This is a genomic window from Brevundimonas sp. AVps7, assembly GCF_058681545.1.
The window spans coordinates 331675-351585 of sequence record NZ_CM178742.1 but is presented as its reverse complement, the minus strand read 5'-3'; the positions used below and the strand labels follow the sequence as shown (position 1 = coordinate 351585).

Annotated in this window: 21 protein-coding genes and 1 tRNA gene; 11 read left to right on the top strand and 11 right to left on the bottom strand. The window is 67.3% G+C overall.

What is annotated here, in order from left to right; genetic code table 11:
• Nucleotides 1-2: 2 nt before the first annotated feature.
• From rpoN to ACW17Y_RS01770, 8 genes are all read right to left on the bottom strand, one after another.
• Entirely contained in the window at nucleotides 3-1505 is a 1503-nt protein-coding gene (gene rpoN, locus ACW17Y_RS01805) for an RNA polymerase factor sigma-54 (protein ID WP_492037077.1), read from the bottom strand.
• Nucleotides 1506-1647: 142 nt separating this feature from the next.
• Nucleotides 1648-2004 carry a hypothetical protein gene (locus tag ACW17Y_RS01800; protein WP_492037076.1) on the bottom strand — a complete coding sequence of 119 codons (357 nt, stop codon included), beginning with the start codon at nucleotides 2002-2004 and terminating at the stop codon, nucleotides 1648-1650.
• A gap of 105 nt (nucleotides 2005-2109) precedes the next feature.
• Nucleotides 2110-3126 carry a helix-turn-helix transcriptional regulator gene (locus ACW17Y_RS01795; protein WP_492037075.1) on the bottom strand — a complete coding sequence of 339 codons (1017 nt, stop codon included), beginning with the start codon at nucleotides 3124-3126 and terminating at the stop codon, nucleotides 2110-2112.
• Between the two features lie 104 nt (nucleotides 3127-3230).
• Nucleotides 3231-4025: an LPS export ABC transporter ATP-binding protein gene (gene lptB, locus ACW17Y_RS01790; RefSeq protein WP_492037074.1), complete on the bottom strand. Its 795-nt coding sequence runs from the start codon at nucleotides 4023-4025 to the stop codon at nucleotides 3231-3233.
• A 6-nt stretch (nucleotides 4026-4031) separates the two neighbouring features.
• Entirely contained in the window at nucleotides 4032-4523 is a 492-nt protein-coding gene (locus tag ACW17Y_RS01785; RefSeq protein ID WP_492037073.1) for an LptA/OstA family protein, read from the bottom strand.
• Between the two features lies 1 nt (nucleotide 4524).
• The gene (gene lptC / locus ACW17Y_RS01780; protein ID WP_492037072.1) at nucleotides 4525-5181 is read right to left on the bottom strand and encodes an LPS export ABC transporter periplasmic protein LptC; all 657 of its coding nucleotides are present in this window, start codon (nucleotides 5179-5181) and stop codon (nucleotides 4525-4527) included.
• A complete protein-coding gene (locus ACW17Y_RS01775) occupies nucleotides 5178-5792 on the bottom strand; it encodes a ribonuclease D (protein ID WP_492037071.1) in 615 nt (204 codons plus the stop codon). Before ACW17Y_RS01775 ends, lptC begins: the two co-directional genes overlap by 4 nt.
• Nucleotides 5793-5935: 143 nt before the next feature.
• Nucleotides 5936-6022, bottom strand: a tRNA-Leu gene (locus tag ACW17Y_RS01770).
• Nucleotides 6023-6221: 199 nt separating this feature from the next.
• On the opposite strand from ACW17Y_RS01770, the gene ACW17Y_RS01765 reads away from it, so the two are divergent.
• Complete coding sequence (locus ACW17Y_RS01765; protein ID WP_492037070.1) at nucleotides 6222-7211, top strand: complex I NDUFA9 subunit family protein; 990 nt, start codon at nucleotides 6222-6224, stop codon at nucleotides 7209-7211.
• Between the two features lie 28 nt (nucleotides 7212-7239).
• Here the strand turns inward: ACW17Y_RS01765 and ACW17Y_RS01760 are convergent, their stop codons facing one another.
• Nucleotides 7240-8151 carry an isopenicillin N synthase family dioxygenase gene (locus ACW17Y_RS01760; protein ID WP_492038226.1) on the bottom strand — a complete coding sequence of 304 codons (912 nt, stop codon included), beginning with the start codon at nucleotides 8149-8151 and terminating at the stop codon, nucleotides 7240-7242.
• 255 nt (nucleotides 8152-8406) lie between these two features.
• Between ACW17Y_RS01760 and ACW17Y_RS01755 the strand changes: the two genes are divergently transcribed.
• The 3 genes from ACW17Y_RS01755 (at nucleotide 8407) to ACW17Y_RS01745 (ending at nucleotide 10573) form a co-directional block, all read left to right on the top strand.
• The gene (locus ACW17Y_RS01755; RefSeq protein WP_492037069.1) at nucleotides 8407-9081 is read left to right on the top strand and encodes a YiaD family glycine zipper/OmpA-like lipoprotein; all 675 of its coding nucleotides are present in this window, start codon (nucleotides 8407-8409) and stop codon (nucleotides 9079-9081) included.
• Between the two features lie 129 nt (nucleotides 9082-9210).
• Nucleotides 9211-9396, top strand: coding sequence for a hypothetical protein (locus tag ACW17Y_RS01750; RefSeq protein WP_492037068.1), 186 nt, complete (start codon nucleotides 9211-9213; stop codon nucleotides 9394-9396).
• Nucleotides 9397-9439: 43 nt separating this feature from the next.
• The gene (locus ACW17Y_RS01745; RefSeq protein ID WP_492037067.1) at nucleotides 9440-10573 is read left to right on the top strand and encodes a DegT/DnrJ/EryC1/StrS family aminotransferase; all 1134 of its coding nucleotides are present in this window, start codon (nucleotides 9440-9442) and stop codon (nucleotides 10571-10573) included.
• Between the two features lie 137 nt (nucleotides 10574-10710).
• Here the strand turns inward: ACW17Y_RS01745 and ACW17Y_RS01740 are convergent, their stop codons facing one another.
• Nucleotides 10711-11889, bottom strand: a complete 1179-nt coding sequence (locus ACW17Y_RS01740) for an OmpA family protein (protein ID WP_492037066.1) — start codon at nucleotides 11887-11889, stop codon at nucleotides 10711-10713.
• A 266-nt stretch (nucleotides 11890-12155) separates the two neighbouring features.
• Here ACW17Y_RS01740 and neuC point away from each other — a divergent pair, with 266 nt between their 5' ends.
• Nucleotides 12156-13331 carry a UDP-N-acetylglucosamine 2-epimerase gene (neuC, locus tag ACW17Y_RS01735; protein WP_492037065.1) on the top strand — a complete coding sequence of 392 codons (1176 nt, stop codon included), beginning with the start codon at nucleotides 12156-12158 and terminating at the stop codon, nucleotides 13329-13331.
• Here neuC and ACW17Y_RS01730 read toward each other — a convergent pair.
• The gene (locus ACW17Y_RS01730; protein WP_492037064.1) at nucleotides 13328-14041 is read right to left on the bottom strand and encodes an acylneuraminate cytidylyltransferase family protein; all 714 of its coding nucleotides are present in this window, start codon (nucleotides 14039-14041) and stop codon (nucleotides 13328-13330) included. The genes neuC and ACW17Y_RS01730 overlap by 4 nt on opposite strands.
• Nucleotides 14042-14145: 104 nt before the next feature.
• Here ACW17Y_RS01730 and ACW17Y_RS01725 point away from each other — a divergent pair, with 104 nt between their 5' ends.
• The 6 genes from ACW17Y_RS01725 to ACW17Y_RS01700 all read left to right on the top strand — a co-directional run bounded on the left by ACW17Y_RS01725 (nucleotide 14146) and on the right by ACW17Y_RS01700 (nucleotide 19901).
• On the top strand, nucleotides 14146-15150 hold the full coding sequence (locus tag ACW17Y_RS01725; RefSeq protein ID WP_492037063.1) for a GDP-mannose 4,6-dehydratase: 1005 nt from the start codon (nucleotides 14146-14148) through the stop codon (nucleotides 15148-15150).
• Entirely contained in the window at nucleotides 15147-16208 is a 1062-nt protein-coding gene (locus ACW17Y_RS01720) for a nucleotidyltransferase family protein (protein ID WP_492037062.1), read from the top strand. The genes ACW17Y_RS01725 and ACW17Y_RS01720 overlap by 4 nt, the downstream gene beginning before the upstream one ends.
• Before the next feature lie 159 nt (nucleotides 16209-16367).
• Nucleotides 16368-17129: an ABC transporter permease gene (locus ACW17Y_RS01715; protein WP_492037061.1), complete on the top strand. Its 762-nt coding sequence runs from the start codon at nucleotides 16368-16370 to the stop codon at nucleotides 17127-17129.
• Nucleotides 17126-18289 (top strand): KpsE/RkpR family capsule polysaccharide export protein, encoded by a 1164-nt coding sequence (locus ACW17Y_RS01710; RefSeq protein ID WP_492037060.1) that lies wholly within the window; start codon nucleotides 17126-17128, stop codon nucleotides 18287-18289. Before ACW17Y_RS01715 ends, ACW17Y_RS01710 begins: the two co-directional genes overlap by 4 nt.
• Before the next feature lie 11 nt (nucleotides 18290-18300).
• Nucleotides 18301-18975, top strand: a complete 675-nt coding sequence (locus tag ACW17Y_RS01705) for an ABC transporter ATP-binding protein (protein WP_492037059.1) — start codon at nucleotides 18301-18303, stop codon at nucleotides 18973-18975.
• 23 nt (nucleotides 18976-18998) lie between these two features.
• On the top strand, nucleotides 18999-19901 hold the full coding sequence (locus ACW17Y_RS01700; RefSeq protein ID WP_492037058.1) for a hypothetical protein: 903 nt from the start codon (nucleotides 18999-19001) through the stop codon (nucleotides 19899-19901).
• The last annotated feature ends 10 nt before the right edge of the window (nucleotides 19902-19911 follow it).

Below are 19911 nucleotides of genomic sequence, written 5' to 3'. Positions count from 1 at the left end.
GGTTAGCCCGTTTTCAACATCCGCCGACGCTCGACCGAGGACGGAATCCTTAGCGCTTCCCGGTACTTGGCAACGGTTCGGCGGGCGATGTCGATGCCGGCTTCCTTAAGGATCTCCACGATCCGGTCGTCGGACAAAACGTCGCCATCGCGCCCCTCGTGGTCGATCATGGACTTGATCCGATGGCGGACGGCCTCGGCGGAGTGGCTCGCGCCGCCGTCGGTCGCCTGGATGGCGGCAGTGAAGAAGAATTTCAGCTCGAAGACACCACGCGGGGTCGAGACGTATTTGTTCGAGGTCACCCGCGAAACGGTCGACTCGTGCATGCCGATCGCGTCGGCCACGGTCTTCAGATTCAGAGGCCGCAGGAACTCGACGCCGAAAGCCAGGAAGGCGTCCTGCTGTCGCACGATCTCGGACCCGACCTTGAGTATGGTCCTGGCCCTCTGATCCAGCGACTTGACCAGCCAGTTGGCCTGGGCGGCGCAGTCGGCGACGAAGGCCTTCTCGGTTTCCGTCCGCGCGCCGGCCGAGACAGAGGCGTGATAGCGTTTGTCGACCAGCAGACGCGGCAGGGTGTCGGAGTTCAGCTCCACGCGCCAGCCGCCCGCGGGATCGGGGCGGACATGGACGTCGGGGATGACGGTCTGGGCGATCTCGCCGGCAAAGCCCGCGCCGGGCCGGGGCGTCAGGGCCTTCAGCTCGGAGATCATCTCCGACAGATCCTCGGCATCGACGCCGCAGACCGAGCGCAGGGCCGACAGATCACGCTTGGCCAGCAGGTCCAGATTGTCGAGCAGGGCGCCCATGGCCGGATCGAACCGGTTCCGCTCGACGAGTTGCAGCTTCAGGCACTCCGGCACCGACCGCGCCATGACGCCCGTCGGTTCGAACCCGTGACAGACCGCCAGCACCGCCTCGACCCGTTCCAGGCCGCAGCCCAGCCGGTCAGCGATCTCGGCCAGTTCTCCGCGGAGGTAGCCGCCTTCGTCCACCCCGTCGATCAACGACAAGGCGATGGCGTGGTCCGTCGCCGAGAAGCCGGCCGAGGACGCCTGTTCCTGCAGATGCTCCCACAGGGTGGGATCGTGGCGTTCGGGGCGCTCGCCGCCGTCGCCGTCATTGAAGGACCCGCCCTTGCCGGCTGCGGACCAGTCCGACAGGCCCGGCTGTTCGGCGGCTTCGTCGGACAGGCGGTCGGAGGTCCGTTCGCCGGGCGTCGCGTCGCCATAGACGTCGTCCTCGCGCGCATCGACGGTGGACGACCGGTCAGACGCCTCGGCCTCGGAGAAGCTCAGTTCGGTCGAATCGGCGGGCGCCTCGCGTTCGACCTCGGCGCCGGCCTCCGGCTCCTCGCGCTGGAGAAGCGGGTTCTTTTCGAGCTCGGCCTCGACGTATTCGTCGAGCTCCTGGTTCGACAGTTGCAGCAGCTTGATCGCCTGCTGCAGCTGGGGCGTGATGACCAGCCCCTGCCCCTGCCGAACCTCGAGCCTCTGACCGATCAACCTGAATGCTCCCCGCGAGCCGTCGTGGCCCGGAACTTGCTGTCAGGATGAACGCGACGGGTTAACGCGGGCTTTCGCGCCTCGACGCCTGTGCGGGATACGGCCCACGTCCGGATTCAAGATCCGGAGCGTCCTCCCCGGCCTAGTAGATCCGGAAGGTGAAGGTCTGGCCCGGCTGGACCTGCATCCGCCCCCGGGCGTCGCCGACGCCGATGGTCCCACCGGCCACATCCCAGCAACCCGCCGAGACCGTGAAGTCATAGGCGCCGCCGTTGGGGATCGCCATGCCGCTGGGCAGACGGTTCAGCCCATAGGTCGAGGCGCTGCAGGCCGAGATCAGGATGGCGTTCAGCTGACCGCCCGTGGCGTTGAAGATCCGGATGGCGCCGAGCGGCTCGCCCGGACGGATCAGGGGCCCGCCAGTGACGAGGTCGCTGCTGCAGCCCGACAGGGCGAGAGCGCCGGCGAGGGCGAGCGCAGCTTTCAGAGCAGTGTTCATGGTCGATCTCTCCAATTCGAATTCGAGAGTCGCTTCGACGCGACGGACTGTCGTCATCCAGATTGATGATGAGGAACAACGTTCTTCTCGTCCCGGTGTCGCAGGTCAGTTCGGCCCGATGGCCAGCCCCGCCAGCAAGGCAGTGACCTCGGCCTGACGCGAACAGCCGGTCTTTTCGAGCACGCGTCGGATCTGGGAGCGCACCGTGGTCAGGGCGACGTCGCCCTCCGCAGCGATCTCCTCGGCGGTATTGCCGACTGCCAGGCCCCGCGCGACCCGCGCCTCGGACCGGGTCAGGTCGAACAGGGAGCGCATCAGGTCGGCGGACGGCGACTTGTCCGTGCCGATGGGCGTCAGCACCAGCAGAGCGAACCCGCGGCCGAAGATGTCGTGCGCCGCCCGGCGAACCGGCAGGATGTGCAGCACGCCGATCGCGTCGCCCGAGGCGTCCCGGAGCGGCAGGCTGCAGGACTGATCGCCGCTGTGCGTGCCAAGCGCCGCAAGCCGGTCGGCCAGTTGTTCGTTGGCGACCCGGTCGGGCAGCACCAACCGATCGCCCGCGCCGAAGCCGAACCGGTCGGCCATGGTCTGGATCATCTCGTTCGCCTCGACGACCCGGCCGGCGTCGTCCAGCACCAGGGCGGGCAGCCGCAGGGCCGTCAGGGCGTCCGTCGCCCCCTCCGCCCGTTGCAGACCCAGCCGAGCGCTGATCAGGGCGCTGCGGGCCAGATGGGGCCGCAGGTTGTCCAGCCGCTCCAGATGGTCCCGCTCGATTGGCCCGCGCGTCAGGGCGCGCTCCATGCTGAAGACGATATTGTCGCCGCTCGGCACCCGCAGGGCCGTGCCCGCCGACCAGCCCAGACCCCGCGGGCGGAAAAAGTCGCGATAGATGGGATCGGCGCCCATCTGGTCCTCTGTCCAGAAGTCCTGCTCGGTGAAAAAGCCGGGCTCCTGAGCGTTCATGATGCAGACCCGCCGGCTGCAACGGGTGAACCAGCCGTCGGCGACATATTCGGCGAAGACCTCGCGCACCGTTTCCGACGCTGTCCAGTGCAGGGTCTTGCGCGCCGAGAACAGCAGTCCGCCCTGGGCTTCAACGAGGCCGGCGATGTCGGTCAACATCCGGGGCCAGAGTTCCGGAACGACTGAACATTCGTAAATGCGATCAATGAGGTCGGTGTCTGTGTGCACGGCGTACTCCCGCGCCCATATGACGACGTTATGCGTCAGCCGTAAAGATCGCCCAGATAGACGCGACGCACCTCAGGGTCGTGGATGACCTCGTCGGCGGTGCCCTCGAACAGGACCGAACCGTTCGAGATGATCGAGGCGCGGTCGATGATGTCGAGCGTCTCGCGGACATTGTGGTCGGTGATCAGGACGCCGATCCCCTCGCCCGCCAGATAGCGGATCACCTGGCGGATGTCGGCGATGGCCAAGGGGTCGATGCCGGCGAAGGGCTCGTCCAGCAGCATGAAGCTGGGCTTGCCAGCCAGCGATCGTGCAATCTCGACCCGACGCCGCTCGCCGCCGGACAGACCCGTCGCCGGGGCGTGACGCAGATGGTCGATATGCAGTTCTTCGAGTAGTCGTGTGGTCTCGGTCTCGATCGCCTTGCCGGTTTCATTCAGTTCGACCACGGCCATGATGTTCTGCTCGACCGTCATGCCGCGGAAGATCGAGGCTTCCTGGGCCAGATAGCCCAGCCCCATGCGGGCGCGCTGGTACATCGGCTGGGCCGTGATGTCCTCGCCGTCCAGCCAGATCGAGCCTGAGTCCGCCGGAATCAGGCCGGTGATCATGTAGAAGCAGGTTGTCTTGCCGGCGCCGTTGGGGCCCAGCAGGCCCGCGACCTCGCCGCGCTGCACGGTCAGTGAGACGTCCGACACCACCTGACGCGCGCCGAAGGCCCGGGCAATGTTGCGGACCCTGAGACCCTTTTCAGGCGCAGGCTCGGGCGCGACAGCCGTGGCGGCCTCGCGGTCTTCCAGATTGAGGGCGGAGAGTTCCTTGCGGGCCATTGAGGGCTAGTTGGCGCCCTGCGGATAGAAGACGCCTCGCACCCGGCCGCCGTTGGCCGAGGTTCCGCCCTGGATCCGCGCCTGGCCTGTGTCGACATTGTAGCTCAGACTGCCGCCCGTCAGGACGTTCTGGCCCTGGGTCAGGATGACATCGCCGGTCACCACGACCGTGGCGTTGGAGACGGTGTAGATCGCCCGGTCGCCCCGGATCGTCTCATTGGGGGTGACATAATACACCTCGCCGGTCGCCTCGATCCGGGTCAGTCCGCCCGAGGCGTCACGCACGCCCTCGATGGCGTTGGCCCGCAGACGGGTGTCGCCCTGGGTGATCTCGGCCCGGCCGCGCAGGGAGACAGCCGTGTTAGTCAACTCGCCCGTGTCGGCGCCGTAGCCGATCGGCTGGTTGCTGACGCTGGAGCGGGTCTGGGCAACGGCCATGCCGCCCAGGCCGAGGGCCAGGACGCTCGCGCCGGTCAGGATAAGGTGGCTGGTCTTCATGTCATTCACCGGAAGCGGGGTTGATGGTCCCCTGCACCTTGTTGTCGCCAGAGCCCCTGAACACGACCCGTTGGCCCTGTTCATGGATGGCATAGGACGTTGCCGAGATGGTTCCAAGAGGGCCGCGTCCCTCGACGCCCTTGTCGCCCGTCACGACGCCCGTCGCCGTATCGACCACAGCCTCCGGCGTCGTCAGGGTGAAACCCGATCCGCCGTCGGAAATCCGCACGTTCGGCCCGATCGTCACGCTGCGGTCAGCCTCGTTGTAAATGCCGGCGTCGGCGGTCATCTCGGTCACCTTGGTGCCGCCGAGATTGAGCCTGAGCACGGGGCCGTTGAGGCGGAAGCGCCCCGTCGCCGGATCGCGGACCGCGCCCTGGGCGCCGATGATGAACGATCGACCCGCGGCGTCCTGGCCGTGGAACATGGGGTTGTCGAGGCGGATCTCCTTCGACTGGCTGGCCTCGCGTTCGACCCCCGACATCACGGTGCGGAACACGGTCCAGGTCAGGGCGCCGCCCGCCAGCACCACGATCAGGATGGGCAGCAGGCGGCGGTACAGCTGGACCCGGCGCGACCGCGAGCGCCAGCGACCGGCCTGCTGGGCCAGCCGCGCTTCGTCGGCGCGCTTCCTGTCGTCGGCCGGATCGAAGGTCATGTGTGCGCGAAGATATCCATCTCGTCCCAGCCGCGCAGATCCAGACGAGCCCGGACCGGCAGGAAGTCGAAACAGGCCTGGGCCAGCTCCATCCGACCCTCGCGCACCAGCATCTCGTTCAGCCGGCGCATGATGACATGCAAATGGAGCACGTCGGACGCCGCGTATTCCAGCTGGGCCTGCGACAGTTCCGGCGCGCCCCAGTCCGACGACTGCTGGGCCTTCGACAGGTCGATGCCCGCCATCTCGCGCGCCACGTCCTTCAGTCCGTGCCGGTCGGTGTAGGTCCGCGCCAGCTTTGAGGCGATCTTGGTGCAATAGACCGGCCGTGTCTCGACCCCGAGATGCAGTTCCACCATGCCGATATCGAACCGGCCAAAATGGAAGATCTTCAGCACGTCGGGATCGGCCATCAGCCGCTTCAAATTCGGACAGTCGTAGCCGGGCCGGTTCAGGCGGACGACATGGGCGTCGCCGTCGCCGGCCGACAGCTGGACCACGCACAGGGGATCGCGGCGGAAGCGCAGTCCCATGGTCTCGGAATCAACGGCGACCTCAGGGCCCAGGTCCAGGCCGTCCGGGAGGTCGCCTTCATGCAGGTAAACGGTCATGGGGCTTCCTAGACCAGCAGAGCGCGCGAGGCGAGTGCAGCCACCTCAACCGTCGCTCAAGCAGCGAGACGCCGCGCGTCGAGCGAGAACGACACCAGAAAGCACAAAGGCGCCGCACCTTTCGGTGCGACGCCTTTGGAAACTGGTGCCCAGGAGAGGACTCGAACCTCCACGACATTTCTATCACTGGCACCTGAAGCCAGCGCGTCTACCAATTCCGCCACCTGGGCCCCGGAGAACCGCGCCGAAACGCGTTCCTGACCGGAAGGCGCGGACCCTTAAGGCAGTGCACGGAGCGGGTCAACACGGTTTTCGGCGGTTTCTCGCCGCTTGCGCGCCGCCCCTGCGTTGCGAGGGCGCCGGGCATCGTCTATCCCCCGCCTGTCAGGCCCGCGCGGCCTTTCGAGACGCCGCTTCGAGGAACGCCCGATGTCCGAATCCACTCCCGGCCTGGTCACCGTCTTCGGCGGCTCCGGCTTCGTCGGAACCCAGGCTGTCCGCGCCCTGGCCCGTCAAGGCTGGCGCGTCCGCGTCGCGGTCCGCACACCCGCCCTGGCCCAGGACCTGCGCATCCTCGGCGATGTGGGCCAGATCCAGCCCGTTCGCTGCGACATCACCAGTCCCGCCGACGTGGCCGCCGCCCTGAAGGGCGCGGACGCCGCCGTGAACCTGGTCGGCATCCTGTTCGAAACCCCGGGCCGCGGCTTCGAGAAGGCCCACGTGGAGGGAAGCCGCAACATCGCCGAAGCCTGCGTGGCCGCCGGCGTCAGCCGCCTCGTCCAGATGTCGGCTATCGGGGCCGATACACATTCCGAAGGCGAATACGGTCGCTCGAAAGGCAAGGCCGAGGCCGCCGTCCGCGCGGTCAAGCCCGACGCCGTGATCCTGCGGCCCTCGATCGTGTTCGGGAACGGCGACGGCTTCCTGAACCGCTTTGCGTCCATGGCCACGATGTCGCCCGCCCTGCCCCTGATCGGCGGCGGCGAGACGAAGTTCCAGCCGGTCTGGGTCGGCGACGTGGCCGAGGCCATCGCCCGCTCGGTCGCGCGCACCGACGCCGCCGGCCGCACCTTCGAACTGGGCGGTCCCGAGGTCTGGTCGTTCAAACAGATCCTCGAATACATCCTGCGTGAGACCGGCCGCCGCCGCCTGCTGGCGCCCCTGCCCTTCTTCGCCGCCTCGATGATCGGCTCACTGGCCCAGATCACCGCCGTGGTCGGCATCCCCCCGGTCCTGACGCAGGATCAGGTGCTGATGCTGAAGACGGACAATGTCGTCGCCCCGGGCGCAGAGGGTCTCTCGGCGCTCGGTATCGAGGCGACGGGCCTGGAGGCCATCGCCCCGTCCTACCTGTGGCGCTACCGCCGCGGCGGCCAGTTCGCCGTCAGCCCGGGGGCGGTGCAGGCGGAAGCCGCTTAGTCCCTCTCCCTCCGAGAGAGGGACCCCGTTACAGCAGCCGAATCTCCTTCAGCCGCTCGGTCAGGAAGTCTTCGGCCATGATCGACTTGCCGGCATAGCGATCCGGGTTCTCCGGCGTGATCGTCGACGGCAGGGTCTCGATCACGAAGTCCGGGTTGAAATGCAGGAAGAAGGGCGTCGAATACCGCGCGAAGCTGGCCCGGTCCGGGGCCGGATTGACCACCCGGTGGCTGGTTGACGGCAGGACGTGGTTGGTCAGGCGCTGCAGCATGTCGCCAATATTGACCACCAGGGCTCCCGGCGGCGGCGCGACCTCCAGCCACTGACCGTCGGCGTCCTTCAGCTGCAAGCCCGCTTCTTCCGCGCCCAACAGCAGGGTGATGACGTTGATGTCCTCGTGCGCGCCCGCCCGCACGCCCGGCGCCCCGGCCGGCACCGGCGGATAGTGCAGCATCCGCAGGATGGAGTTTCCCAGCTCGACCTTGTCCTCGAAGAAGTCGTCGCCGAGCTTCATGTAGCGGGCGATCGCCTTCAGCACCTTGCGGCCCAGCTGATCCAGCGCCTCGAACATCCCGTAAAAATGAGGCTTGAAGCCCGGGACCTCGGTCGGCCACAGGTTGTCGCGCATGTACTGGCGATAGGGGTGGCCCTCCGGCAGTTCGCGCCCGGTGTGCCAGAACTCCTTCAGATCCACGGCCGCCGCCCCCTTGGCCGCCTCGACCCCGAAGGGCGTCAGGCCGCGCGCGCCACCGGTGCCCGGCTGGTGATACTGGCGCTTCACCTCTTCCGGCAGGGCGAAGAAGGCCCTGGCGTCGTCGATGGCCGCCTTGATGACGTCCTCGTCCAGCCCGTGGTCCGCGATCACCGCGAAGCCATAGCGTTTGAAGGAGGCGCCCAGATCGTCGCTGAAGCCCTGGAAGTCCTTGTCGTAGCGCGACATGGAGACCGGCTTGATGCCTTTGGCGGCGACCGGGGGAGCGTCGGAGATGGAGGTCACGGGCGGGCCTTTCAGTTCGTGCGCGGCGATCCAGAGGACGCCGGGGGAGACGTTCATACGCCTTCACGCCGGAAATTGGCAGATTGAGGTCGCAACGTCGCGTCCGTCAGGTTTGTTCATCCCGGGGTCAGGCTGGAACCTTCACCGTAAGCCTACGTTTGCCGTCGATACGGACGCGTACATTTAAAGGACCAACTCATGCGTATGAACCTGATCGTCACGGGCCTCGGCGTCGCCGCCATGCTTGGCGCGACCGCCTGCACCACGACCGACCCCTATTCCTCCGGCCCCCGCCGCAACAACACTGGCACGGGAATCCTGGCCGGAGCCCTCGGCGGCGCCGTGCTCGGCTATCTGACCAACACCTCGGACGGTGAGCAGGGCCGTCGCAACGCCCTGATCGGCGCCGGTGTCGGCGCCCTGGGCGGCGCGGCCGTCGGCAACTACATGGATCGTCAGCAGCGCGCGCTTGAAGCCGAACTTTCGGGCACCGGCGTCGGCGTGGCGCGTCAGGGCGACAACCTGGTGCTGCGCATGCCGTCGGACGTCACCTTCGCAGTGAACCAGTCGAACATCGAGCCGCGTTTCGACGCCGTACTGTCCGACGTGGCGGCGGTGTTGCAGGAGTACGACCGCTCGCTGGTGGACATCGTCGGCCATACCGATTCCTCTGGCGGCGACGCGATCAACCAGCCCCTGTCCGAGCGCCGCGCCATCGCGGTCGCCGACGCCCTGATCGGTCGCGGCGTGTTGCGTGAACGCCTGTTCGTCGCCGGCCAGTCGTCGCGCGTTCCGGTCGCCTCCAATGCCACGGTGGAGGGCCGCAGCCAGAACCGCCGCGTCGAGATCCTGATCCGTCCTTTCACAGGCTAGGCGGACTCACCCTCCTTTTCGCCGACGCCTGCGGGCGTCGGCGAAAATATGTTTAACGCACACGGTTCAGTGACTTGCGTCGTGAACCTGTCTGTGGTCCCTGAGCCTGCTGACGACTCGGGGGGCGGCATGGATCAGGACATCTGGAACCGCGGTGACGGTCATCTGGCGCAGGGCGCGAAGATGATCGCAGCAGCCGTGGCATCCGCCGTCCTCACCGCCACCCTCGTCATCGCTGTCGGCCAGTCGATGGTCGATCGCCAGGCCTCTGCCCGTCCGTCTTCCGACGCCGTCCTGATCCGCACCAGCGGCTGAGCGGCTTCTTGCAGAAATCGGCGACGCAGCGTCACCTGCGCCTGTGACCGCGCCCGCCCGCATCCCCCTGTCCGCGCCCGATATCGGCCCTGCCGAGCGCGCCCGCCTGCTCGAGACCTTCGACGCCGGCTGGGTCTCGTCCGCCGGCCCGGTGGTTGAGGCGTTCGAACGCGCCTTCGCAGAGGCGACCGGTTTCGCCCATGCGACGGCCGTGTCCTCCGGCACCGCCGCCCTGCACCTCGCCCTGACCATGCTGGACCTGAAGCCTGGCGACGCGGTCATCTGCCCGACCCTGACCTTCATCGGCGGCGTCAGCCCCATCGTCCATGCGGGCGCCCGGCCGATCTTCGTGGATTGCAGCGCCGCGGACTGGAACCTCGATCCCCGACTGCTGGAACAGGCCTTCGATCGCGCCCGCACCGAGGGCCTGACGGTCCGCGCTGTGGTCCCCGCCGACCTCTATGGCCAGTGTTGCGACATCGATGCGATCCGGGCGATCGCCGACGCCCATGGCGTCCCGGTGATCCTCGATTCGGCCGAGGCCGTCGGTGCGACCCTGAACGGCCGTCACGCCGGTCACGGAGCCTCGGCGGCCGCCTTCTCATTCAACGGCAACAAGATCATCACCACGGGCGGGGGCGGCCTGCTAGCCTCCGACGACGCCGGCCTGATCGCCAGCGCCCGCAACCTGGCCGCCGCTGCGCGCTTGCCGGCCGTGCACTACGAACACGCCGAGATCGGCTTCAACTACCGGATGCTCAGTCTTGCCGCCGCCCTGGGCCTGGCCCAGTTGGAGACGCTGGAGGCCAAGGTCGCCCAACGCCGCGCCATCTTCGATCGTTACGAGGCCCGGCTGGGCGGTCGCTACGGGGTCGCCTTCGCCCCCGAGGTCCCGGGCCGGCGCCACACCCGCTGGCTGACCGTCATGCTGATGGACCCGGAGTTCGTCGCCAGCCCGGACCGCCTCCGCCTCGCCCTGGACGCCGCCAACATCGAGGCTCGACCGGTCTGGAAGCCGATGCACCTGCAGCCGGTGTTCCGGGACGCCCTGATGGTCAACGACGGGGTGGCCGAGGTGCTGTTCGCCAACGGCCTGTGCCTGCCCTCCGGCAGCACCCTGACGGACGCCGACATCGACCGCGTCTGCGACGTCATCGAGACGACATTCGACGCCTGACGGGCCGTCAAGGGCTCAACCTGACCGCAGAACAGCAAAAAGCCGTCGCCTCAGGAAGAGGCGACGGCCTGATGCAGTCATCGGCAGACCCTGATGGGGTCCCGATCCTTGTGGGATCGGGACCCTTTTCAGGCGTCCTAGAAGTTGATGCCGATGGTGGCGCGACGGTTCAGAGGCTCGCGAACGCCGTCGGCGGTCGGACGGGCCAGGTTGGTTTCACCCTTGCCGTCGAGAGCGATGACGCCGCCGGCGACGCCTTGAGCGACCAGGGCGTCAGCCACGGTGCGCGAGCGACGGTTCGACAGACCCACGTTGTAGGCGGCCGAGCCGGAGGTGTCGGCGTAGCCGACGACCAGCACGCGCGTCGGACGACCCGACTTGGCGTAGTTGGCGGCCTGCGTCACCACCGAGCGGGCTTCGGCCGTCAGGTCCGAACGATCCCAGTCGAAGTACACCACGAACTCGCGCGCGACCGGAGCCGGCGGAGGCGGCGGCGGGGGAGGCGGCGGAGGCGGCGGCGGGGGCGGGGGAGGCGGCGGGGGCGGCGGCGGGGGAGGCGGCGGCGGCGGGGCTTCGTCAGCGCCGAAGGCGTAACGCAGACCCAGGGTCACCGTGTGGCTCTCGTCGTAGTCGCCTTCGAACGTGCCGTAGTTGTTCACCGCGGCGGTCGAGTTCGTGAAGGTACGGAACTCCATGTCGCCCGTCAGATAACGGTACGTCAGGTCGATGTTGGCGCGGTCGCCGATGGCGTAGCTCAGGCCAGCCAGGGCTTGAGCCGCGAACTTGGTCGAGCTGTCGTCAGCCGCGATCGAGACCGTGCGCTGGCCGCGGATCGTGCCCACGAACTCGGTGTTGACGCGGTTGACGCCGACGCCCAGGCCGACGAACGGACGAACGCCCCAGTACTCGCCGCCGATGTCATAGATGACATTGGCCATGAGCGTGGTGGATTCGATGTCGCCTTCCGGCGAGAAGCACGGGCCCGTGGCCGGCGTGAAGTTACACACGCCCGACGGAACCGAGCCCGTCGAGTGACGGATGCGGCCGATGTCGCCCGAGCGGTAACCGCCTTCGAGCTCGACGCGCCAGTTCGGGTTGAACCGGTAGCCCAGGCGAGCGAACGCGGCCCAGCCGTCGTTCACTTCAGCTTGCCAGTTCACGCCGTTGCCGGACGCTTCCACGTTGATGTCGTCGATCTTGTGGTAACCGGCGTCGATCGCGCCGTACCAGCCGTCCGGCTCAGCCGAAGCAGCACCAGCGGACAGGGCGAGAGCCGCCGCCGCGCTGGAAGCCAGGAACAAGGTCTTGAAACGCATGGGTGTGAGCCCTCCGCAGCCATAATTGATCATTGCGGCGGTCTCACCGCCTTTCGGGGTCATAACAGCGTTGCTGCAGGAGGTCGATAGGTTCCGGTGTTGTCCGGCCGCTCAAACTGCAAGCGTGACGTTGAAGCTACAGGAGAAATCGGCAGCCCGGGTTTCATGAACAAAGTTCGGCGTCCGATCTGCCGGCGCGCTCGTCCCGCTATCTCGACGTGCCGAAGCCCGCTATGCCCGCGTGGCATGACGGGAAACATCAACGGATGATCCGGCCGACGACGGGCATAGGCGTTTTCACGGCCACACGGGCGGAGTACGGCCTGCTGCGCCCGGTGCTCGCCGCGATGGAAGCCTCGGCGACAATTCGCCCGCTTCTGATCGTTGCAGGCGCGCATCTGTCGATCCGGCACGGCGCAACCCTCTCCGAGATCGAGGCTGACGGACGCCGGCCGGCCGCTCGCGTTCCCTCGCCCATGGACGGCGATGACGGCCTGTCCACGGCGCGGGACATGGCCGCGACCCTGTCCGGCTGCGCCGAGGCCTATGCGGCGCTGGATCTGGACGCCGTGTTGATCCTTGGCGACCGCACGGAGGCCCTGGCGGCGGCGGCGGCGGCGGTTCCGCTCGGCCTGCCGATCCTGCACCTGGAGGGCGGCCATCGCACGGCCGGCGCGGTGGACGACGCGATCCGCCATGCGATCACCAAGCTGGCGGCCCTGCATTTCACCGCCGCCGAGCCTTATCGTCGTCGCCTGCTGCAGATGGGTGAAGCGCCCGGACGCGTCTTCACCGTGGGATCGACCGGCGTCGACAACCTGATGGCCTTCGGGCGCAGTACGCCGGCGGAGGCCTCCGCCGTGACCGGCCTGGACCTGCCGCCCGGCTTCCTGCTCGTGACCTTTCATCCCGAGACCCTGAGCAAGGTGTCGCCGGACGACCAGATCGAGGCCTTCCTTACTGGTCTGGCGAGTGTCCAGGACCGCGCCGTCCTCATCACCCTGCCGAATGCAGACGCGGGCGCCGGGGCGATCCGGGAAGCCCTCTCAGCCTTCGCCGCCGCCAGGCCTGATCGCGTGCGGATCGCGGAATCGCTGGGCGCGCGCGGCTATATCGCAGCCCTGACCGCCTGCGCCGCCGTCATCGGCAATTCGTCGAGCGGAATGATGGAGGCGCCGGCTGCGGGCGTGCCGGTCGTCAATGTCGGAGAACGGCAGGCCGGACGGTTGCGGACACCGGGCGTCATCGACTGTCCGCTCGAGGCCGAAGCGGTGGCCGAGGCGATCGCCCGCGCCCTGTCGCCCGGTTTCCAGGCCATGGCGCAACGCCAGCCAGCCCTTTTCGGCGACGGCCATGCCGGCGAGCGGATCGTCTCCATCATCGAAGCGACCGATCTGAAGGGGCTGGCGCGGAAGCCCTTCATCGATCTCGACGGCCGCTAACGCCGCACGCTGTCCAGCGGTCCGGCCGCTTCGCCCCGGACATGGGGCCACAGCGCCTCGCAGACGGCGAAATCGAAAGCCGTGTCGACGTCCCAGCCCCGTTCGGGCGGCATGACATGGGCGAGGGTATCCGGCCCGACGAAGGTCCGCCGCTCAAGAAGGATGTCGGGCCGGCCAACATAGACGGCGCCGTTCACGACCACCGGCTCGTCGGGACGAGGCTGATCCGGGCGAAACAGACCGTCGTCGCCCACTCGCCCGTAGAAGGTCTGGGGCTTCAGCACCGGCGAGACCCCGATCACCGCCGAGGCGCCGCTGACGTGGCACAGCTGGACCGCCGCATCGATGTCGGCGCCGAGCCGCAGTGGCGACGTCGGCTGCAGCAGGACGACATAGTCCCAGGTCCCGCCGATCGTCTCCAGCGCATGGGCGACGGCGTCGATGACCGAGGCCTGCGGTCCCGACAGGCTGTCCGGGCGGCGGAACGGCGGCGGGAATCCCATTTCGGCCGCGACGGCGGCTACGGCGTCGTCGTCGGTGGAGACCACCACCTGGTCCAGCACCCGGGACTCGCGACAGGCCTCCAGCGTCCAGGCGACCATGGGTCGGCCTGCCAGCGAACGAACGTTCTTGCCCGGCAGTCCCTGGGATCCGGCGCGGGCGGGGACCAGGCCCAGAACCCGCCCGGCGGATACGCCTTCGCCGATCATGTCCGTCTCCGTGACGCGCCCGTAGTGCTCCTTTAGACTCTGATTCGGACGGTCCGGGCGCAATCACGCCGCCGGACCGCGTCCTTGCGGACGGCGGGTCTTTCGTGGACGTCGAGGCGATCAATCAAACGCTCAAGGGCCGGCGGGTGCTGGTCACCGGCGCCGGCGGCTTCATCGGCAGCCGGCTGTGCGAACGGCTGGTCGAGATCGGGGCCGAGGTCCGCACCCTGGTTCGCTACACTTCCGACGGGGAGGCCGGCTGGCTGGACCGCTCGCCGATCCGGGGCCAGATCGACGTCCGGCGCGGCGACCTGGCCGACCGCGACAGCGTCTATGATGCGGTGAAGGACCGGGAGATCGTCTTCCACCTCGGCGCACTGATCGCCATTCCCTATTCCTATCTGGCGCCGGAGAGCTACGTCCGGACCAATATCCTGGGTACGCTCAATGTACTGCAGGCCGTGCGCGAGATGGGCGTCCGGCGTCTGGTCCACACCTCGACCAGCGAGGTCTACGGCTCGGCCCAGGTCGTGCCGATGACCGAAGCGCATCCGCTGGTGGGCCAGTCCCCCTACTCCGCGTCCAAGATCGCTGCGGACAAGCTGGCCGAAAGCTATCATCGCTCGTTCGAGACCCCGGTCGTGACCCTGCGGCCGTTCAACACCTTCGGCCCGCGCCAGAGCGCCCGCGCCGTCATTCCCGCCATCACGGTCCAGTTGCTGGCCGGTCGGCCGATCAAACTGGGCGACACGCGGCCGACCCGTGACTTCGTCTTCGTCGACGACACCGTCGAGGCCTTCCTGAGGGCCGCGACAATCCCCGGGATCGAAGGCCTGACCATCCACACCGGCGGCGGACGCGAGATCGCCATCGGCGACCTGCCCGCCATGATCGGAGCCGCAGCCGGCCTGCCGGTCGAGGTCGAGGCCGATCCCCAGCGCATGCGTCCGGCCGCCAGTGAGGTCGAGCGATTGCACGCCGATGCGTCGCTGGCGAAGGAGCGGCTGGGCTGGACGCCCTCGATCAGCGTCGAGGAGGGGCTGGCGCGGACCGTGGCCTTCATCCGCGACAACCCGACCCTCTACCGTCCGGCGGAGTATGCGGTGTGACCCCGGCGGGAGACATCGCCGAAAACCTGATGGGGCCGGAAGCGCCCCTGCTGGACGCCATCGCCAGGCTGGATGCGGTCCGTCGCAAGCTGATCGTGGTCGTCGACGAGGACCGCAAACTGGTTGGCAGCGTCACCGACGGCGACATCCGCCGCGGCCTGCTGCGTCGCCTGTCGATGGACGCGCCGATCCGCGAGGTGATGAACACGGCGCCGGTCGCGCTTCAGGTCGAGGGCTCGGACGTCGTCGCCCTGCAACGTCTGGAGGAACGCGGCGTCACCCTGGCGCCTTTGCTCGACCGGTCCGGCCGGGTCGTGGGTCTCTATCCCGATACGGTCGGCAGCCCGCGTGCGAGGGACAATCTGGTGGTCATCATGGCCGGCGGGCGGGGGGTCCGGCTGGCGCCCCTGACCCAGACCTGTCCGAAGCCGATGCTGAAGGTCGCCGGCCGCCCCCTGCTCGAGACCATCATAGAGCGGCTGAGGGCCCAGGGCTTCGGCCGGTTCCGGCTGGCCGTGAACTATCTGGCCGAGATGATCGAGGATCATTTCGGCGACGGCGCCTCGATGGGCATCGAGATCGAGTATCTGCGCGAAGACCACCCGCGCGGGACGGCCGGCGCCCTGTCTCTGGTCCGCGATCCGATCACCAGCCCGATGCTGGTGATGAACGGCGACGTCCTGACACGGATGGCCTTCGGCGGCCTGATCGACTTCCACGAGGAACACGGCGCCCTGGCCACCCTGTGCCTGCGCGAACACCAGTTCCAGGCGCCCCACGGGGTGGCCGAGGTGGACGGCGTGCGGATGACGGCCCTGCGCGAGAAGCCCACCTTCCGCTGGCTGGCCAACGCCGGCGTCTATTGCCTCGACGGATCGGTCCTGTCGCGCATCCCGTCGCAGGGGCCCTACGACATGCCCGAACTGCTGGCCAGCCTCGCGTCCGACGGAGAGATGGTCGGCGCCTATCCGATCCACGAATACTGGCTGGACATCGGCCGCCCGCCCGACTTCGAAAGCGCCCAGACCGATTTCGGCGCGGTGTTCGATCACAGCTGAATCTGGCCGCTTGCGATCACCACGCGTCCGCGTATGTTCCGGCCGGGCGCGTCGTCTCCTGCAGGTCAGCCGAAACGTGAGCCGGAACCGGCCCGTAGCTGTGGCCAGGCAGGTTGCAAAGCCTGCATGACACGCGTTCCACAGAGATGAGTTTTTCCCTTGAGCCGGCACTTCAGGATCATCGGCGCCCTTCTGATGCGCGAGATGACCACGCGTTTCGGCCGCGAGGGCCTCGGGTTCCTGTGGGTCGTCGGCGAGCCGCTTTTGTTCTGCGGCGGCGTGCTGGTTATGTGGAGCGTGCTCAAGCCGGAATATGAACACGGCGTGCGGCTCGGCCCATTCGTCATGACTGGGTATATGTCGCTGCTGATCTTTCGCCACATGATCGGCTTCAGCATGGGGGCGCTGAGCGCCAACATCGGCCTGATGTACCACCGGCAAGTCGGCATCATGCACATCTTCATCGCCAGAAATGTGATGGAATTCGCAGGCGGCACGGCCGCATTCGTTGTCCTCTACGGCGTCTTGCTGGCCCTGGGACAGGTGAGCTTGCCGGCGGACTACCTGTTACTCTACTCAGGCTGGCTTCTGGTCGGTTGGACAGGGTTCGGGCTGGCGATGGTGTTCGCGGGCCTGGCCCTGCGCTTCGAAATCATGGAGCGCCTCGTGCCATTCCTCGGCTATGCCATGATCCCACTCTCCGGGGCCTTCCTCATGGTCGGATGGATGCCAGCCCAATACCGCGAAGCTTTTCTTTGGGTGCCGTTCCCGAACGCTATCGAGATGGTTCGGGCAGGGGTGTTCGGAGAGTTCGTGGACACCTATTACCACGCCGATTATGCGCTCTTCTCAGGAGCGGTCATGCTGCTTTTCGCCATGATCCTTCTGGGCGGCGCCAAGAACCGGATTGTCATTGAATGACCGACAACAAGCTTAACTATATCGGGCCGATCCCGAAGCTGCTCACGTTCGAGCGCGATCGACCGGCCTGGTGGCGGCGCATTCCGGTGGCGGCCATCTTCGTCGTTGTTTTGCCGACGCTTCTCGCGGCCATCTATTTCCTGATGATCGCCTCGCCCCGCTACGTTTCGGAGGCGCGATTTATCGTGCGGTCCGCCGGATCGAGCACGCCCTCTTCCATCGGTGTGGCGCTACAGGGCGTCGGCCTTGCGCCCACGCAGACAGACGCCTTCGCGGTGCACGAATACATCAGCTCCAGAGACAGCCTGACGGAGCTGTCCCGACGCTATGACATCGCCGCCATCCTGGCTCCGCAAGGCGCGGACGCCTTCTCCCGCTACCCCCGACCTTGGGAGGACCGGTCCGCCGAAGGGCTGTACAAGGGCTTCCAGCGTTTCGTCACCGTCGGCTACGACTCGACCACCGGCATTTCCACGCTTCGCGTCGAGGCCTTCCGCGCCCGCGACGCCCAGGCCATGACCGAAGCCCTGCTGGCGGGTGGCGAGCAACTGATCAACCGGATGAACGAGCGGTCGTCGGCGGACGCCGTTGCACAGGCCCAGCAGGCTCGGGAAGAGGCCCGCGCTCGGCTGACCGGCGCCCAGCAACAGCTGACAGCCTTCCGTAACCGCGAGCAGTTCATCGATCCGGAAATCTCAACCCGCGAAAGCTCCCAGCTGACCGGAGTATTGCAGGCTCAGGTCGCCGGTCTTCGCGCCGAGCGGGCTCAAGTCGCATCGGAAGCGCCAAACAGCCCCCAGTTGCCGACCTACGACGCTCGCATTCGCGCCTATCAGGCCCAGATTGACGCCGAACGCACGAGGATCGCCGGCGCTTCCGGCTCTCTCGCCACCAAGATCAGCGTCTACGAGGACCTGGCCTTGGCGCGCGAACTTGCGGATCGCGAGTTGACGCAGGCTACGGCTGCGGTGATCTCCGCTGAACAGGAAGCCCGACGCCAGAAGCTCTATCTGGACCGGGTCGTGACACCCAGCCTCCCTGATGAACCGGCCCAGCCCAAGCGCTGGATGGCCTTGCTGACCGTCTTTGCATCGTCGCTGCTCGCCTATGGTGTCGGTTGGCTACTCTGGGCGGGGGTGCGCGAGCACCGTCAGGACTAGGAGCGCCCTCCATGGAGGAGACCGCCGAGCCCCTGGGCCTTATCGTCCAAGACCTGGGCATGACTTACCACGGCGCGCGCAAGCCGCTGTTCACGGGCTTGAGCTTCGAGCTCGTACGTGGCGGCCGCCTGGCGATCCTGGGACGAAACGGTCAGGGCAAGTCCACCCTGATCAAGATGCTGGGCGGGATCCTGTCGGAGACGGAGGGACGCATCCGCTGGCGGATGTCCTCGTCCTGGCCAATCGGGTTCGGCGGCGGTTTCCAGGGCAGTCTGTCTGGCCTCGACAACATCCGCTTTCTGGCTCGCATCTATGGGCGAGACTACCGAGAGACGTTGCAGCGCGTCGACGACTTCGCCGAACTCGGCGCCGCGCTGAAACAGCCCGTCAAACATTACTCCTCCGGCATGCGTGCACGCCTCGCATTCGGGCTTTCGCTGGCGATCGAGTTTGACTGCTATCTGATCGACGAGCTGGTGGCCGTGGGCGACGCCCGCTTTCAGCAGAAGTGCCAGGAAGAATTGTTCGAACGTCGGGCGCATCGATCGTTCATGATGGCGTCCCACGATACCCACCTGATCGCCCAGCATTGTGATCGCGCGCTGATCATCGAAAGCGGCAAGGCGAAAATGTTCGATGACGTCGCCGAGGCGCTCGAGGTCTACACTTGGCTCAGGGCGGCTTGATGGACGAGCCTCTCGAGCCCGTCGTGACCGATGCCTTCTGGCTGATCCTGACGCCGTCGGTGGATCATCAGGGCTGGCTGGAGGCGGCACGAACGGCGGCGAACCTGGCCGGATGGCTTCTGATTTCAGAACATGAGGACGGCGCCGTCGACGACGGACGTCTGCGACTGATCGTCACCGATGACGCGCAGCATGCGCTCGCGGCAGGCGCTGGCAGGATTGCTGCGATCGTCGCTGAGCCCGAGAGCGCTCCCTCCGCAGTAGCGGAGCTTCACGGCCTCGTAGCGCCGGAAAGCAACTGGCACGCCTCTGTGTTGCTGGCCCGCGCACTGTCGCTGGCCCCGGATCATCGCGTCGTGACCGCCGCCGAACTCGCCGCCAGGCCGCGCGAGATCGTTCTGTTCGACGCCTTGAAGCTGACGCCGCCGGTGTCGCGGGCGGAGTTCTCGAAGGACCCGATGCTCGCCGCCGCCTTCAAGCTCTATCGTGACGTGGCCGCTGATCAACACGACGTCATCCAGTGGGCCGAGCCACTGTTCAGCTATTGTCCGAAAGGATCCAGGGACGCGGCTAGTCAAGGCATGCTGGATATCACTGGCCGGCCTCGAATGCTGGTGCACGGTCCGTATCTGTCCATGCCGACGGGTCTCTGGCGCGCCTGTATCCGGTTCGGCGTCGATCAGGAGGCCGCCAAGCACCAGTATCGTCTTGACTGGGGAACTCGCACGGCGACGATCAGCGAGTACGTAACGCCCGGCAAGGCAGGGCTCTACGAGCTCTCGCTGGACTTCGACTGGACGGACGTTGATGTCGCCGAGATCCGACTGATCCTGTTGGAAGGGTCCTTCACAGGCGCGCTCCTGTTTCAGGGAATAACCGTCAGCCGGACTGTTGCATCAGAAGAACCGGTACGGACGGCAGCCTAGATCACGACGG

Excerpts from the sequence above, each read along its gene's own strand:
- ACW17Y_RS01795 (WP_492037075.1), bottom strand. The coding sequence starts at position 3,126 with ATGTTGACCGACATCGCCGGCCTCGTTGAAGCCCAGGGCGGACTGCTG.
- lptB (WP_492037074.1), bottom strand. The coding sequence starts at position 4,025 with ATGGCCCGCAAGGAACTCTCCGCCCTCAATCTGGAAGACCGCGAGGCC.
- ACW17Y_RS01755 (WP_492037069.1), top strand. The coding sequence starts at position 8,407 with ATGCGTATGAACCTGATCGTCACGGGCCTCGGCGTCGCCGCCATGCTT.
- ACW17Y_RS01740 (WP_492037066.1), bottom strand. The coding sequence starts at position 11,889 with ATGCGTTTCAAGACCTTGTTCCTGGCTTCCAGCGCGGCGGCGGCTCTC.
- ACW17Y_RS01760 (WP_492038226.1), bottom strand. The coding sequence starts at position 8,151 with ATGTCGCGCTACGACAAGGACTTCCAGGGCTTCAGCGACGATCTGGGC.
- ACW17Y_RS01785 (WP_492037073.1), bottom strand. The coding sequence starts at position 4,523 with ATGAAGACCAGCCACCTTATCCTGACCGGCGCGAGCGTCCTGGCCCTC.
- ACW17Y_RS01730 (WP_492037064.1), bottom strand. The coding sequence starts at position 14,041 with ATGATCGGCGAAGGCGTATCCGCCGGGCGGGTTCTGGGCCTGGTCCCC.
- ACW17Y_RS01705 (WP_492037059.1), top strand. The coding sequence starts at position 18,301 with ATGGAGGAGACCGCCGAGCCCCTGGGCCTTATCGTCCAAGACCTGGGC.
- ACW17Y_RS01710 (WP_492037060.1), top strand. The coding sequence starts at position 17,126 with ATGACCGACAACAAGCTTAACTATATCGGGCCGATCCCGAAGCTGCTC.
- neuC (WP_492037065.1), top strand. The coding sequence starts at position 12,156 with ATGATCCGGCCGACGACGGGCATAGGCGTTTTCACGGCCACACGGGCG.
- lptC (WP_492037072.1), bottom strand. The coding sequence starts at position 5,181 with ATGACCTTCGATCCGGCCGACGACAGGAAGCGCGCCGACGAAGCGCGG.
- ACW17Y_RS01750 (WP_492037068.1), top strand. The coding sequence starts at position 9,211 with ATGGATCAGGACATCTGGAACCGCGGTGACGGTCATCTGGCGCAGGGC.
- ACW17Y_RS01765 (WP_492037070.1), top strand. The coding sequence starts at position 6,222 with ATGTCCGAATCCACTCCCGGCCTGGTCACCGTCTTCGGCGGCTCCGGC.
- ACW17Y_RS01775 (WP_492037071.1), bottom strand. The coding sequence starts at position 5,792 with ATGACCGTTTACCTGCATGAAGGCGACCTCCCGGACGGCCTGGACCTG.
- ACW17Y_RS01800 (WP_492037076.1), bottom strand. The coding sequence starts at position 2,004 with ATGAACACTGCTCTGAAAGCTGCGCTCGCCCTCGCCGGCGCTCTCGCC.